We start from the raw sequence: 13,393 nt of genomic DNA on the forward strand, positions 1-13,393 counted from the left end.
TGGCAAGCATGCTGAACAAGCAGATGCAGCCAAGAGCGTTCGCGCCAACTTTAGGAGACGATGCTCCGTGAGGGTGTCGCTGCGACCCGGCATCCGTCGCGGGAGGCCGGGCCCTTCAAACTTACAGCGGCGTGATGTTGGCCGCTTGCAGACCCTTCGGGCCTTGCTTCGTTTCGAAGCTTACTTTTTGATTTTCAGCGAGCGTCTTGAAGCCGTCGGCTCGGATTTCGGAGAAGTGAGCGAAAAGGTCGTCACCGCCCTTGTCCGGCGTGATGAAGCCAAAGCCTTTGCTGTCGTTGAACCACTTGACGATACCGGTATCCATGATAATTCCTTGAGAAAACAATACGAAGATCAGCTCTGTTGAAGAGCGCTTGAAGCGTCAAGGAGGGAGAGGACAACGAATACCGCTGGGGGAGCGAGAAATTGATGAACAGCAATCGGACTTCTTGGACTTCGGCGTACACACTAACTTCCGGCGATTCCGGAGTCAATGGTTATCTTGTAACTGTGTTACTTGGCAGTCCGTTTGAAGGCCAGGAAGTCTGGCCCGACGCATAGCCGACGCGGAGAGAAACACTCCGACCCTGGTTGTAGCCTGATGCATGACTTCCGATGTGCGTTCCTGGAGTAGATGGCAGTCGTCCGATGGTCGCGAACGCGAGCGTCGATTGACTGCGTGGAATCGATGTCTGAATGGCAGTTCTAAAGTGCGGATAGATGGCCGAACGCCACCAGTGTGCCCGACATTTCCCTCCCCAAAAAATCCGAAAAGAACGAAAAAAGGCCGACGGGCAGGGCACCCGTCGGCCTGTTCCGAATGAGCAGCGCGCCGCGCGTTACTTCGCCGCCAGCGCAGTTGTCACGCGCTTGTCCGTCCACGCGTTATCCGCGACGCTCAGCTTCTGCGGAATCAGCTTCGCGGCGTAGAACGCATCGGCCACCCCCTGCTGCACCGCGACGATCTTCTCGTCGACCGGCACCGCACCGAACGGCACACGCTTGAGCCACGTTTCCACGAGCGGCAGCGGCAGCCCGACCTTCGGCGCGATCAGCGCGGCGGTTTCGGCCGGGTGCCCGTTGACCCACAGCCCCGTCTCACGCGCCTGCTTCAGGATTGCGCCGACCACGTCGGCATGTTGCTCCGCGAAATCACGGGTCGCCTCGTAGAAGTTGTTCGCGGGCGTGAGGCCCGTGTAGTCGGACAGCGTGCGGATCTTCAGCGAATTCTGCGCGGCTGCGTAGTACGGGTCCCACACGGCCCACGCGTCGACGTTGCCGCTCTCGAACGCGGCGCGCGCGTCGGCGGGCGGCAGGTACACGGGGCGGATTTCGTCGTAGCGCACGCCGGCCTTTTTCAGCGCTTCGAGCAGCAGGTAGTTCGCGCTCGAGCCTTTCTGCAGCGCGACCTTCTTGCCGCGCAAGTCGGCGAGCGAGCGGACCGGCGAATCGGCTTTCACGAACACGGCTTCGTTGTGCGGTGACGGCGGTTCCGCGCCGACGTACACGAAGCGCACGCCGGCCGCTTGCGCGAACACCGGCGGCGGCGCGCCCGTATAGCCGAAGTCGATGCTGTTCGCGTTCAGCGCCTCGAGCAGTTGCGGGCCGGCCGGGAATTCGAACCACTGGACGTTGTAGCCGAGCGGCTTGAGGCGCGCTTCGAGCGACCCCTGCGCCTTGATGACCGACAGCAGGCCGGCCTTCTGATAACCGATGCGCACGACCTTGTCGGCGCCGCCCTGCGCGAACGCCGACGTGGCTGCGGCGGCGACGAGCGCCGTCGCGGCGGCGCGGGTGATCCAGCGGGTGAAACGAATCATCGAACGGACTCCATGCGAAACGTCTTCGGGGAGCGGCGCGTGCCGCTCGGTTGGAAGAATCGTCGCATGGGCGGTCGAGCCCGCAAACCAAGCATTGCCGATATGAATATGACGCCGGCGGTCCTATGCTTTGTCGCCGCCGTCTTGCGGATCCGGCGTGCCGGCCTGACGCGCGGCTTCGTCGCTGAGCTTCTTGTCGAGGATCGTCGCGACGCGGCCGCCGAGATAGGCGCTTGCCGCGGTCTCGAGCGCGCGGTTCGTCTCGCCTTCGACGAACACGGCTGCGAGCGGGCGCAGGCGCCAGATCGCGTCGACGAGCGCGGGCACGTCGGTGACCGGCGGCAGCGTGCCGGCGTCGTAGCGGTCGAGGCGCTTCACGACGAGATCGACGAGCAGCCGCGCGATCGCGTCGAAATGCGGCCGCGCGAGGCTGATCACGTCGAGCAGCTCGCGCGGCGGGATGCCTTCCTTCGTCATCGCGGCGGCTGCTTCGAGCAGCGCGGGGCTTTTCGCGACGAACGACAGGCCGCGCCGTTCGAGCAGACCGAGTTCGGTCACGCGCGACAGTTGCGACGCCGTCTGCGGGCCGAACATCTGCGCGAGTTGCGCGAGCGAATAGGTCTTCGGCAGTTCGTGCGACCAGCGGCCGCCGATCGCGTTTTCAAGGCCGAGAATCGAACGCAGGTCGTGACCTTCGTCGATCGCCATGATCAGGTCCTGGATGTTCGACAGCGTGTAGCCGCGCGCGAGCAGGTGGTTGATCAGCTTCAGGCGGGCGACGTGCGTGTCGTCGTAGATGCCGACGCGCCCGCGCTTCTCGGGCGGTGCGAGCAGTCCGCGATCCTGGTATGCACGGACGTTGCGCACGGTCGTGTCGGACACGCGCGCGAGTTCGTCGACCGTGTACTCGTTGCGTGAATCCGGTGCGGCCTCGTCTGGCATGGTTTGAGTCTGTTTTGGCATGCGGCCATTCTAGCGCGACGCGACAGGCTCGGGCGAGGCGGGAAGGGTGCGTGCGCCGTCGCCGAGCGCGCGCTGCATCAGCGCGGTATCGATCCAGCGGCCGTGCTTGAACCCGACCGCTTTCAGCACGCCCGCGGGCTCGAAACCGAATGCGCTGTGCAGCGACGTCGAGCCGCCGCTGCCGCCGTCGGCGATCACCGCGATCATCTGCCGCCACGGGCCGGTCTCGCACCGCGCGATCAGCGCCGCGAGCAGCGCGCGGCCGATGCCGCGGCCGCGCTGCGCGTCGTCGATGTAGATCGAATCCTCGATCGTATGGCGGTACGCGCTGCGCGTGCGATACGGCGTCGCATACGCGTAGCCGGCGATGCGGCCGTCGCATTCCGCGACGAGATAGGGCAGCCCGTGACGCAGCACCGCGTCGCGGCGCGCGCGCAGTTCGTCGACGTCGGGCGGCGTCTCCTCGAACGACGCGACGCTGTGGCGCACATGATGTGCGTAGATCGCGTGAATGGCGGCAAGATCGGCATCGGTCGCGTCGCGGACGACGCAGGCGGGGGCGGCGGGCATGGTGGCGGAGCGGGCGGACGAAACCGTTACTATGCCCGCCGCGAGGCGGCGCCGTAAAGGCATGGGTCGCGTTGCGCGGTCAGGAGAAGCCGAGCCTACAAATGGCCGTCCGCGTCGCGAACCGCGTCGGCGATGGCATCCGCGACGCGTTGCACGCGTGGCGAACGCCGCACGTCCGGGTGCACGACGAGCCAGATCTCGCGCTCGACATCGCAACGGGGCGCGGACGTCAACTCGACGAGCGCGGCGGCGGTCGACAGCGACGGATCGGCCAAAGCCGGCGTGCCCGCGTCCGCGTCCGCCACCGTCGCCGACGTGTCGACGAGAAAGCGCGGCAGCAACGCGACGCCCGCGCCGGCCACGCACGCACGATGCAGCGCGGCGAGGTCGTTGGCGATGAACGCGAAGCGGCGCCCGGCCGCGAAGCGTTCGAGCCATTGCTGCTGCGGCATTTGCGCGAGTGCGTCGTCGTAGCCGAGGAATGCCCAGGTGTCGGGCGGCGCGGCGGCCCAGTCGGGCGATGCGCACAGCGCGAAGCGCATCGTGCCGAGTCGGCGCGCCGCCAGCCCCGGCTCGCTCGGCCGCGACAGGCGCACCGCGAGGTCGGCTTCGCGCGCGTACAGATTGGCCGCGTGCATTTCGCCCATCAGGTCGATCCGCAGCGCGGGCCATGCGCGCTGCGCGCGGGCGAGCCGCGGCGCGAGAAAGTGGCTCGCGAACACCGGCGACGCCGACACGCGCACGACACCGTCGAGCGCCGCCGCCCCCTGCGCGGCGCGCGCGAACGCATGCACGTCGGCTTCGACGCGCGCGGCATGCTCGGCGAGGTGCAGGCCTTCGTCGGTCGGCGGCCAGCCGCGCGGCAGCCGGTCGAACAGCCGGATGCCGAGCGCGGACTCCAGCGCATCGATGCGCCGGGCGACCGTCGAGTGCTGCACCTGCAGCGCCCGCGCGGCGGCCGACAGGCTGCCGCCGCGCATCACCGCCAGGAAATAGCGGAGGTCGTCCCAGCTCATCGGCGGCGCGGACGCCGGCGTCGGATCGGTCGAATTTTGCACGGTAGATGGGCGTGAAACGGGAATTCCGATCGATTATGCACGATGCGATGATCGTGTCACATCATTCGATTGCGAGGAACGTCATGACCCAAACTGCCACCGCCACCCGGATCGGGATCGACCGCTACGGCGACGCCGGCGTGCTGCGCCGCTTCGATGCGCCTGTGGTGCCGCCCGGCGCGGGCGAGGTGCGGATTCGCCAGACCGCCGTCGGCGTGAATTTCGTCGACATCTATTTCAGGACCGGCGCGCATCCGTTGCCGGCCCTGCCGGACGCGCTCGGTGTCGAGGCAGCCGGCGTGGTCGATGCGGTCGGGCCCGGCGTGACGGGGCTGGTGCCGGGCCAGCGCGTCGCGTATGCGGGGCTGCCGACCGGCAGCTACGCGAGCGTGCGCACGCTGCCTGCCGAGCGCGTGGTGCCGGTGCCCGACGGCGTGAGCGACGACGCGGTCGCGGCCGGGCTGCTGAAAGGCATCACGGTCTACATGCTGCTGCACCGCGTGCGCCAGGTGGCGGCCGGCGACACCGTCCTCGTGCACGCGGCGGCCGGCGGCGTCGGGTTGCTGGCGACGCAGTGGGCGCGCGCGCTCGGCGCGCGGGTGATCGGCACGGTCGGCTCGGCCGCGAAGGCGGCACTGGTGCGCGCGCGTGGGGCGGAAGTGGTGGTCGACTATCGCGAGGCGGATTTCGTCGCGGCGGCCCGTGCGTTCGGCGGCGGCGAGGGCGTCGACTATGCGATCGACGGGATCGGCGGCGATGTGCTGACGCGTACGCTCGGCGCGGTCCGGCCGTTCGGGATGGTCGCGAGCATCGGGCAGGTTGCCGCGATCGGCGCCCGGCAAACGATCGACCTCGACGAACTGGGCCCGGCCCGCTCGATCGCGCTGGCGCGGCCGAGCGTGCTGGGCTTCATCGCGCGTGACGTGGCGGGGTATCGCGAGGCGGCGCACGCGACGCTCGAGCGGTTCGCGGGCGGGATGCACGTGGAGATCGGCGCGCGGCTGCCGCTGGAGCAGGCGGCCGACGCGCATCGCTTGCTGGAGTCGCGACAGACGACGGGCGGGGTGGTGCTGGTGCCGTGACGGCGGACCACGCGTCCGTGAACGGTCGTCTCGGCGGGCTGGCGGCGGAGCCACGGTGCCGCTGCGTGCCCGCCGATCAGTGATGCTTGCGCAGCGGCGCGCTCTCGACGAACCACGCGAGCACGAAGGCGATCGCGATCACGCCCGCGGCCGAGAGATACACCACGTGCAGCGACCCGGCGAACGCATGCAGGTACGCGTCGCGCACCGCATCCGGCAACTGGTGCACGGCCGCCGGACCGAGGGCGGGCGGCAGCTCCGTGCCGGCCGGCAGTGCCTGCGTGATCCGCGACTGCAGCCCGTGCGAGAACAGCGCGCCGAAGGCGGCGACGCCGAGCGAGCCGCCGATCGAGCGGAACAGCGTCGCGCCCGACGTCGCGACTCCCATGTGCCGGAATTCGACGGTGTTCTGCACCGCGAGCGTGAGCACCGGCATCACCATGCCGAGCCCGATCCCGAGCAGCGCCATGTACGCGTACATCGTGTGCAGCGGCGTGTCGAGCGACAGCGTCGACAACAGCGCCATCGCGATGCCGCCGATCAGCGTCCCCGCGATCGGGAACGGCCGATACGTGCCGAGCCGCGAGATCAGCCGGCCGCTCGCGACCGACATCGCGAGCATCCCGCCCATCATCGGCAGCAGCTGCATCCCGGCCTGCGACGGCGTCGAGCCCTTCACGACCTGCAGATAGAGCGGAATGAACGTGACCGAACCGAACAGCGCGATGCCGACGACGAAGCCGATCAGGCTCATCAGCACGAAGGTGCGCTGGCGGAACAGTTCGAGCGGCATGATCGGCTCGGCCGCGAGCCGTTCCTCGTAGATGAAGCCGCCGACCGCGACGATGCCGAGCACCAGCGTCATCCACAGCTGCGGCGACGACCACGGCAGCAGCGAGCCGCCTTCGCTCGTGAACAGGATCACGCAGGTGAGGGCCGTCGCGAGGAACGCCGCGCCCATGTAGTCGATCCGGTGCTTCACGTGCGCGGTGTGCGGCCGGAACGCGATGCCGATCACCGCGAGCGCGACGAAACCGAGCGGCAGGTTGATCGTGAAGATCCAGCGCCACGACAGATGTTCGACCAGGAAGCCGCCGAGCAGCGGCCCGATGATCGTCGCGAGGCCGTACACGCCGCCGAACATCCCCTGATAGCGCGCCCGGCGGTCGGGCGGCACGAGGTCGCCGATCGCGGCCATCGTGACGACCATCAGCCCGCCGCCGCCGAGCCCTTGGAGCGCGCGCAGCACGATCAGTTGCGTCATGTCCTGCGCCATGCCGCACAGCGCGGAACCGGCGAGAAACAGCACGATCGCGGCCTGCAGCACGATCTTGCGGCCATACAGGTCGCCGAGCTTGCCGTACAGCGGCAGCACGACCGTCGACGACAGCAGGTAGGCGGTGACGACCCACGACAACTGGTCGAGGCCGCCGAGCTCGCCGACGATGGTCGGCAGCGCGGTCGATACGATCGTCTGGTCGAGCGCAGACAGCAGCATGACGAGCAGCAGCGCAGCGATGATCAGCCCGGTCGGTGCGTCGCGGCGGGCCGCTTCGGCGGCCGGTGGGGCAAGGAGGGTATCGGTTCTCATCGAGATATCTGCCGTGGCAGGGAATTGACCGGAATATAGAGGTAAGTCATTGCCTGGTCAATTTCTGCCGAGCCTTGATTTGTTGCATCGGTAACAGAAGATTGCCGACCGGAAAATTGATCGCGATCAGCCCGAGAAAGGACAGGGCTCAAGTTTTTTGCAGGCAAACCGTAATCCAGAGTGCCGCGGACCGATTGCCGCGGCACTCTTTACCGCTCACGTCCCGTCATGAACCTGAACGCCCTGTTTTCCCGCTTCTCGATCCGTACGCGGATTTTTTCCACGCTCGGCCTCGTTGCCGCGCTGCTCGTCGTATCGGGCCTGATCGGCCTGACCGGCATGCAGCGCTCGAACCGCGCGCTCGATGAAGCCTATACACGCGAGCTGGCCGCGAAGACCGCGCTGTCCGCCGCGAACCTGAACCTCACGATCGTGCGCACCACGCTTGACCGCGCGCTGCTGCATCCCGAGGCGCCCGAAGTGCCCGATCTCGTCAGCAAGGCCGAGAACTATCTCGCGAAGGCCGACGCCGCGTGGCGCACCTACGCGACGATGCCGCACGATGGCGACGAAGGCCCGCTCGCGACGCGGCTCGACACCGCGCGCCAGGCGCTGATCGGACAGGCGTTGAAGCCGATGATCGACGCGATCCGCGCGGGCCATCGCGACGATGCCGACCGGCTGCTGATGACGGTCGCGCCGCCGCTGTCGGTCGCGCTCACGCAGGCGACCGATGCGCTCGACGCGTACCAGGCCGCGCGCGGCAAGGACGTCTACGACACCGCGCAGACCTATTACGGGTGGATGCGCGCGGGCGCGATCGCCGGCATTGCGTTCGGTCTCGCCGCGTGCCTCGGCTGCGCGATCGGTCTGCATTTCGCGATCACGCAACCGGTGAACCGTCTGCTGTCGCATTTCCGCCGCCTGTCGGACGGCGACCTGACGTCGGAAGTGCGCTGGTCGTCGCGCGACGAGATGGCCGAGCTGGTCAAGGGCGTGACGGGCATGCAGCGCAGCCTCGCCGATACGGTGCGTCAGGTCACCCAGGGTTCCGAAGCGATCTCGACCGCGACGCACCAGATCGCGGCCGGCAACACCGACCTGTCGCAGCGCACCGAGGAGCAGGCGTCCGCGCTGCAGGAGACGGCCGCGAGCATGGAACAGCTGACGGCGACCGTGAAGCAGAACGCCGATCACGCGGTCGAGGCGCAGGCGTGCGCGGACAGCGCGAGCGAGATCGCGACGCGCGGCGCGACGGTCGTCGGCGAAGTGATCGGCACGATGAACGAGATCGACCAGAGTTCGCAGAAGGTGGCCGACATCATCGGCACGATCGAGGGCATCGCGTTCCAGACCAACATCCTTGCGCTGAATGCGGCGGTCGAAGCCGCGCGCGCAGGCGAGCAGGGCCGCGGCTTCGCCGTGGTCGCGGGCGAGGTGCGCACGCTCGCGCAGCGCTCGGCGTCGGCCGCGAAGGAGATCCGCACGCTGATCGGCGAGTCGGTCGAGCGTGTCGCGACGGGGTCGCGGCTGGTCGGCGTGGCCGGCGCGACGATGCAGGACATCCAGCAGGCGATCGGCCGCGTGACGGGCATCATGACCGAGATCGCGGCCGCGTCGAACGAGCAGCGCGACGGGATCGAGCAGGTGAATCGCGCGGTGTCGCAGATGGATCAGGTGTCGCAGCAGAACGCGGCGTTGGTCGAGCAGGCGGCCGCCGCCGCCGCTTCGCTCGAGGAGCAGGCCGACGGCTTGCGCCGGGCGGTGGGGGCGTTTCGCGTCGCGTGACGCGCTGGCGGGGCGTCGGTTCCACGCGCCCCCGCCGCCCGCTGACCGCCGCGTCAGCTGCTTGTGAGCTGCGCGGCCGAGCGCGCCGACGCGACGAGCAGCAGCTTCATCGTCGCGCGCGTCGCGCCGACGAACAGCTTGCGGGCCGCGCGCGCATCGAGCGTGTCGAAGTCGATCTCGGTGAGGATCACGCACGGCGCGGACTGCCCCTTGAAGCGATAGATCGAATCGAGCAGCACGTCGCCTTCGCGATATTCAGGGTTGCCGAACAGGTCGTACTTGCCCGTGAAGCGCTTGACCCGATGCGGGCCGAGCTGGTCGAGCCGCGCGAGCACCGAGCTTTCGCGTCCGCGATACGACAGCACCGCGATGTCCTGCTTGCGGAACCCGAGCGACAGCGCGTGCGTGATCGCGCGCTTGGTCGCGTCGATGCACGCGTCGGCGATCGCGTCGCCCGATGCGCCGTCTTCCCCGTATGACGACACCGACGGATCGGAACCGTCGAACGGGCTGCCCGAGCGCAGTTCGGCCGCGAGTGGCTCGACGCGGCCGACCACGTCGCGCACGAATTCGAGCAGGTCGCGCGGGCTGCGGTAGTTCGTCAGCGCCTTCAGCGTGACCCAGCCGGGCAGCGCGACGGGTTCGCGCAGATAAAGGTTCTGCAGCGGATCTTCCAGCCACCACCATGCACCGTTCGGCGCCAGCAGACGCTCCAGCGCCGCCGCCCACGGCGCGTGGAAATCCTGTCCCTCGTCGACGATCAGCACATCGAAGCGCCAGCGTTCCGGCACCGGCACTTCCGCGAAGCGCGCCTCGAGCCGCTCGAACGCGCCGGGCGCGTCGAAGTCGGGCGTATAGCCGCCGTCGCGGGCCACCCAGTCGCACAGCTGATGGTAGTTCGCGATCTTCGCGCCGGGCGGCGCGATGCGCGCGATGTAGTCGGCGAGCGGCCGGTTGAAGCATACGTAAAGCACGCGCTTGCCGGCCGCGACCGCGTCGCGCATCACCTGCACGGCGAGCTGCGTCTTGCCCGAACCCGCGGTGCCCGTCACACGCAAGCGGAACGGCGTGAACTCGAGCTGGCGCGCCCACGCGGCGAGCCCGCCCGACAGCCGCGTGACGAGCGTGCCGGCCTGCCCGACGAGCGCGCTCGTGTCGGGCGTAAGCGCCAGCTCGTCCGCGAAGAAATGATGCAGCTTCGCGGCGTTCGGCAACGGTTCGTCGTACTCGGGCAGGATCTGCAGGATCGCCTGCGCGAGCTGCGCCTTGCGCGATGCGTCGACGATGCGGTCGGCCGCGACGCCGGCGATCGCCGTCTCGCGGATCGAGTAGTCGGGGCAGTACAGCAGCGCCTCGACGCCATAGACGCCCGCGCCGAGCGCGGCGGTCAGGCGCCTATGCAGCGTCTCCTGCGTGCGCGCAAGCTGGATCGGGACGTTGCGCTCCTTCTGCAGGTAGACCTTCACGAGCCCCTTCGGCGTTTCGCGCAGGAAGCCGGCCTTCTGCTCGATCAGCAGCACGCGGCCGGACGGGCTCACGACGACGAACGCCGCTTCGCCGAACACCGAGAAGCCCTGGTCGGCACGCGTCCAGTGCACGCCGTGATAGACGGTGTAGCTGTCCGGCAGCGCGTGTTCAAGGGCGGCAAGCGTCTCGCGCTCGCGTTCGGCCGCACCGGTGGCGGCGAGGCTTTTCCAGTCGTCGGGAATGAGGCGGGCCATGAGGTCGGGCGGCTGAGGCCGGTCGTGAACAGGGTCCGGCTATTGTACTGAGGAACCTGTTCACGGCCGCCGCGCCGCGCGGGCGCCAGCCATGCGAAAGAGGGGGCGTGCGTGCGGGAATTACCCGCGTGCGAGCCGCTTCGCGAGGTCGGCGCTGAGGATCGCCATGCGTGCGGGTTTTTCGTAGCAGACGACATCGAATGCGCGGATCACTTCGCTGATGTCCGCTTCGCTCGCGCGGCCCGTGAGCAGGTCGCCCGTCAGCACGAAGATGGGCGCGCCCGGATTGTCGGACGTGCGCACCGCCTTGATCGCGGTGGCGGCCGTGCTGTCGTCGAACAGCCATTCGGTGACGACCGCATCGAACGCCTGGCCCTGCAGCGCGTCGACGAACGGCGCGAGGCCGTCGAATGCGGCCGTCGCGAAACCTTGCCGCTCGAGATAGCGGCACAGCTCGGTCGCGCTGACGCGATCGGGATCGATCACCGCGACGACGAGCTTGTCGCTCTCCGCGCGGCGCGGATAGATCTCGATCTTGTGCACGTCGTACGCGTTCTGGTACAGCACGCCCGTGTGGCGCAGCACGCGCCAGCGGCCGTTCTGTTCGTACGCGACGAACTCGGGGCGTGCGCCGGCTTCGAGCGGCGCGCCGATCCAGGCGGTGCACGGAATTTCGGCGACACCGGCGTACAGGACGGCTTCCTGCGAATAGGCGCCGACCATGCCGGGGTCGAGCGTCTGCGCGCCGAACAGTTGAGCGGCGGGCTCGCCGTACGCTTCGGCGACTTTCTTGATCTGCGCGAGTGTCCAGGGGCTGCTGCCGCGCAGTTTGCGGTGACCTTGCGAAAAGCTCAGGTCGAGGATGCGGCACAGCTCGGTGGTTTGCTGGCGCTTGCCGATGCCGTTGCGAGTCATCAGCTCGCGCACGCGCTCGGCAACCGCGAGGGAATCCGTGGTGATTGCTTCAGTGGTCATGCTACGGGAACGGATCGTGACGTTCAGAACGACGCCTTGCGGCAGTCTCGGCGGACAGTCTTGACGACGTCCAGGGGGCGAGCCGACCGGCCACGCGCGGAAAAGATAACTTTACCGCAAAACGACTGCCATTCCATGTCGCGAAAGGTGCGTTTCTGTGAAAGGTGTGTCACGACGTTACGCGCGATCCGGCGGCGTGTGCCGCGCGCTGCTGGCCCGTTCGCAACCTTCAGGCGCGGATCGCGAGGGGCCGGGACAGGATTCCTCGTCCGGCAGTACGGAATCGCATCGCGCTGCCAACGAAATGCACCAGAGCAGGGCACGTTCGTGATGGGAATCGCGGCATCGTGCCATCCTGAGCGCGACAAATTTTTACAGGACGTTGTGCGTCGGGCTCGACGCAGCGCATCTTATACGCGGATCGTTTGACGGTTTACTCTAATGAAGGCGATGCTGCCCCGTTTCGGGAGCGGGCGTGAATGCGGCGCAGGCCCATGCTACGATTTCGCCGTCTCAAAATAGTGTTGAAGCGATGCAGAAGAAATTTGTGATGCGCGGGTACGAGATGAACTGCGAACCGCGCGTGACGGAGGACGGCAAGTACGCCGCCCAGGTCGAGGTCACGAAGCTGGGTTTCAGCCGCGAGGCGGCATTCCGCAAGCTGGGCGAATTCGATACCGAAGCGGATGCCGTCGCCTATGCGAAGAAGTTCTCCGAAGAGTGGCTGAGCCGCTACGCGTAGCGCGTCGTTCGCCCGTGCAGGGCGGGCACGCTCATTCACGGCGAAAAACACGACGGACGTTCCGAATGCGCGGCGTGGATGGCATTGGCGAAGCACCGCAGGATCGTCGATTCCACGGCCCCCCATGTTCCACCTGTTGAGAAGTGCGAACCGATGAATCGACGCACGCGCCGGCGCGCCCATCGATCGATGGCAGCCGAATGCTGTCGACCTACGCCGGCATGTACGTGAACGGTTCGCCATCCTCCCGCTCGACCGACAGCAGCCGCTTGAGTTGATCGAGCGCGAACAGCTGTTTGCCTTCTGCCGCCGCTTCGGCTATCGCGGCATCGACGAGTTTCCTCGCGCGCGCGAGGACCACGGATCGCTGGCGCGCGATCTCGAGCACCATCCGCTGCTCGATGTTCTGGCGGGTCGATTGCTTGTCGCTCAGGTGACGCCAGCGATCGCGAAGCTCCGCCCAGGTGACGCGCTGAAATTCCGGAATCGCGCGCGGGAGCGTGCCGGCTTCCGCGGGCTCGGGCCGTGCACGCAATGCACAGCGCAGCGCTTCGCGGGCGCGCCACTCATCCGAAAACGGCGCATACACGTCGCGCGTGCGGCCGATCGGATTCGCGCGTTCGATCTCCTTGTCGAGCAGATAGCCGAGCCGCCGCAGCGCGGAGCCATGCGCGAGCATGGCCGGATCGAGCACGCGGATCCGGCGCGACGCATCCGCGACGTGCGCTTTCAGTTCCCACAGCGTCAGGCGAAGGTGCTGCACTTCGAGTATCAGGCGCTGTACGTCGGCGTAGGTGCACTTCGTCCACCATTCGGTGAGGTCGTTCAGCTTCGGGGGATCGAATGGGGGGAGGATCATTTTTACTGCAGCGATACTGTATGGATGTACAGTTTATCGCGCGGTAACATAGCGCCGTCAAGGCGAAAAAATGGGGACGGCCGATGAGCAAAACGACCGGTGGCAGGGCCGATGCCGGACCGTTCATCGAGCGTCCCGCACATTCGCCAGCCTTGTCCGGGACCCGACCGCCTGATCCGGTGCACGCCATCGCGAACGTGTATGGCTGCGCCCGACGTATCGAC

The 13,393-nt window shown here is 67.7% G+C and carries 12 protein-coding genes; 3 read left to right on the top strand and 9 right to left on the bottom strand.

Translation table 11 applies throughout. From position 1 onward, the window contains the following. Positions 1 to 121: 121 nt before the first annotated feature. From HWX22_RS16560 to HWX22_RS16580, 5 genes are all read right to left on the bottom strand, one after another. Positions 122 to 325, bottom strand: coding sequence for a cold-shock protein (locus HWX22_RS16560; protein WP_059691886.1), 204 nt, complete (start codon positions 323 to 325; stop codon positions 122 to 124). Positions 326 to 839: 514 nt separating this feature from the next. After that, the gene (locus HWX22_RS16565; protein ID WP_059698331.1) at positions 840 to 1,820 is read right to left on the bottom strand and encodes a sulfonate ABC transporter substrate-binding protein; all 981 of its coding nucleotides are present in this window, start codon (positions 1,818 to 1,820) and stop codon (positions 840 to 842) included. Positions 1,821 to 1,943: 123 nt separating this feature from the next. Further along, on the bottom strand, positions 1,944 to 2,783 hold the full coding sequence (locus HWX22_RS16570) for a MerR family transcriptional regulator (RefSeq protein ID WP_059819308.1): 840 nt from the start codon (positions 2,781 to 2,783) through the stop codon (positions 1,944 to 1,946). 9 nt (positions 2,784 to 2,792) lie between these two features. After that, a complete protein-coding gene (locus tag HWX22_RS16575; protein ID WP_059819307.1) occupies positions 2,793 to 3,353 on the bottom strand; it encodes a GNAT family N-acetyltransferase in 561 nt (186 codons plus the stop codon). Positions 3,354 to 3,448: 95 nt separating this feature from the next. Beyond that, entirely contained in the window at positions 3,449 to 4,369 is a 921-nt protein-coding gene (locus HWX22_RS16580; RefSeq protein WP_175916066.1) for a LysR family transcriptional regulator, read from the bottom strand. Positions 4,370 to 4,494: 125 nt separating this feature from the next. Here HWX22_RS16580 and HWX22_RS16585 point away from each other — a divergent pair, with 125 nt between their 5' ends. Next, the gene (locus tag HWX22_RS16585; protein WP_175916030.1) at positions 4,495 to 5,493 is read left to right on the top strand and encodes a quinone oxidoreductase; all 999 of its coding nucleotides are present in this window, start codon (positions 4,495 to 4,497) and stop codon (positions 5,491 to 5,493) included. A gap of 76 nt (positions 5,494 to 5,569) precedes the next feature. Here the strand turns inward: HWX22_RS16585 and HWX22_RS16590 are convergent, their stop codons facing one another. Continuing rightward, positions 5,570 to 7,084, bottom strand: coding sequence for an MDR family MFS transporter (locus HWX22_RS16590; protein ID WP_175916031.1), 1,515 nt, complete (start codon positions 7,082 to 7,084; stop codon positions 5,570 to 5,572). A gap of 228 nt (positions 7,085 to 7,312) precedes the next feature. Here HWX22_RS16590 and HWX22_RS16595 point away from each other — a divergent pair, with 228 nt between their 5' ends. After that, entirely contained in the window at positions 7,313 to 8,872 is a 1,560-nt protein-coding gene (locus tag HWX22_RS16595; RefSeq protein WP_059819305.1) for a methyl-accepting chemotaxis protein, read from the top strand. A 53-nt stretch (positions 8,873 to 8,925) separates the two neighbouring features. On the opposite strand, the gene HWX22_RS16600 is transcribed toward HWX22_RS16595, so the two are convergent. Both HWX22_RS16600 and HWX22_RS16605 read right to left on the bottom strand, forming a co-directional pair. Then, positions 8,926 to 10,593: an ATP-dependent helicase gene (locus tag HWX22_RS16600; protein WP_175916032.1), complete on the bottom strand. Its 1,668-nt coding sequence runs from the start codon at positions 10,591 to 10,593 to the stop codon at positions 8,926 to 8,928. A gap of 120 nt (positions 10,594 to 10,713) precedes the next feature. Then, positions 10,714 to 11,568 (bottom strand): helix-turn-helix domain-containing protein, encoded by an 855-nt coding sequence (locus HWX22_RS16605; protein ID WP_059464640.1) that lies wholly within the window; start codon positions 11,566 to 11,568, stop codon positions 10,714 to 10,716. Between the two features lie 532 nt (positions 11,569 to 12,100). On the opposite strand from HWX22_RS16605, the gene HWX22_RS16610 reads away from it, so the two are divergent. Then, positions 12,101 to 12,310, top strand: a complete 210-nt coding sequence (locus HWX22_RS16610; protein ID WP_059464641.1) for a hypothetical protein — start codon at positions 12,101 to 12,103, stop codon at positions 12,308 to 12,310. A gap of 211 nt (positions 12,311 to 12,521) precedes the next feature. Here the strand turns inward: HWX22_RS16610 and HWX22_RS16615 are convergent, their stop codons facing one another. Further along, positions 12,522 to 13,169 (bottom strand): hypothetical protein, encoded by a 648-nt coding sequence (locus HWX22_RS16615; RefSeq protein WP_059533981.1) that lies wholly within the window; start codon positions 13,167 to 13,169, stop codon positions 12,522 to 12,524. Positions 13,170 to 13,393: the final 224 nt, after the last annotated feature.

It is taken from the genome of Burkholderia sp. BCC1638 (genome assembly GCF_902833195.1).
GTDB classification, from domain to species: Bacteria; Pseudomonadota; Gammaproteobacteria; order Burkholderiales; family Burkholderiaceae; genus Burkholderia; species Burkholderia diffusa.

Bases quoted from the DNA above. Each gene is read 5' to 3' on its own strand.
- HWX22_RS16560 (WP_059691886.1), bottom strand. From the start codon at position 325: ATGGATACCGGTATCGTCAAGTGGTTCAACGACAGCAAAGGCTTTGGC.
- HWX22_RS16565 (WP_059698331.1), bottom strand. From the start codon at position 1,820: ATGATTCGTTTCACCCGCTGGATCACCCGCGCCGCCGCGACGGCGCTC.
- HWX22_RS16570 (WP_059819308.1), bottom strand. From the start codon at position 2,783: ATGCCAAAACAGACTCAAACCATGCCAGACGAGGCCGCACCGGATTCA.
- HWX22_RS16575 (WP_059819307.1), bottom strand. From the start codon at position 3,353: ATGCCCGCCGCCCCCGCCTGCGTCGTCCGCGACGCGACCGATGCCGAT.
- HWX22_RS16580 (WP_175916066.1), bottom strand. From the start codon at position 4,369: ATGAGCTGGGACGACCTCCGCTATTTCCTGGCGGTGATGCGCGGCGGC.
- HWX22_RS16585 (WP_175916030.1), top strand. From the start codon at position 4,495: ATGACCCAAACTGCCACCGCCACCCGGATCGGGATCGACCGCTACGGC.
- HWX22_RS16590 (WP_175916031.1), bottom strand. From the start codon at position 7,084: ATGAGAACCGATACCCTCCTTGCCCCACCGGCCGCCGAAGCGGCCCGC.
- HWX22_RS16595 (WP_059819305.1), top strand. From the start codon at position 7,313: ATGAACCTGAACGCCCTGTTTTCCCGCTTCTCGATCCGTACGCGGATT.
- HWX22_RS16600 (WP_175916032.1), bottom strand. From the start codon at position 10,593: ATGGCCCGCCTCATTCCCGACGACTGGAAAAGCCTCGCCGCCACCGGT.
- HWX22_RS16605 (WP_059464640.1), bottom strand. From the start codon at position 11,568: ATGACCACTGAAGCAATCACCACGGATTCCCTCGCGGTTGCCGAGCGC.
- HWX22_RS16610 (WP_059464641.1), top strand. From the start codon at position 12,101: ATGCAGAAGAAATTTGTGATGCGCGGGTACGAGATGAACTGCGAACCG.
- HWX22_RS16615 (WP_059533981.1), bottom strand. From the start codon at position 13,169: ATGATCCTCCCCCCATTCGATCCCCCGAAGCTGAACGACCTCACCGAA.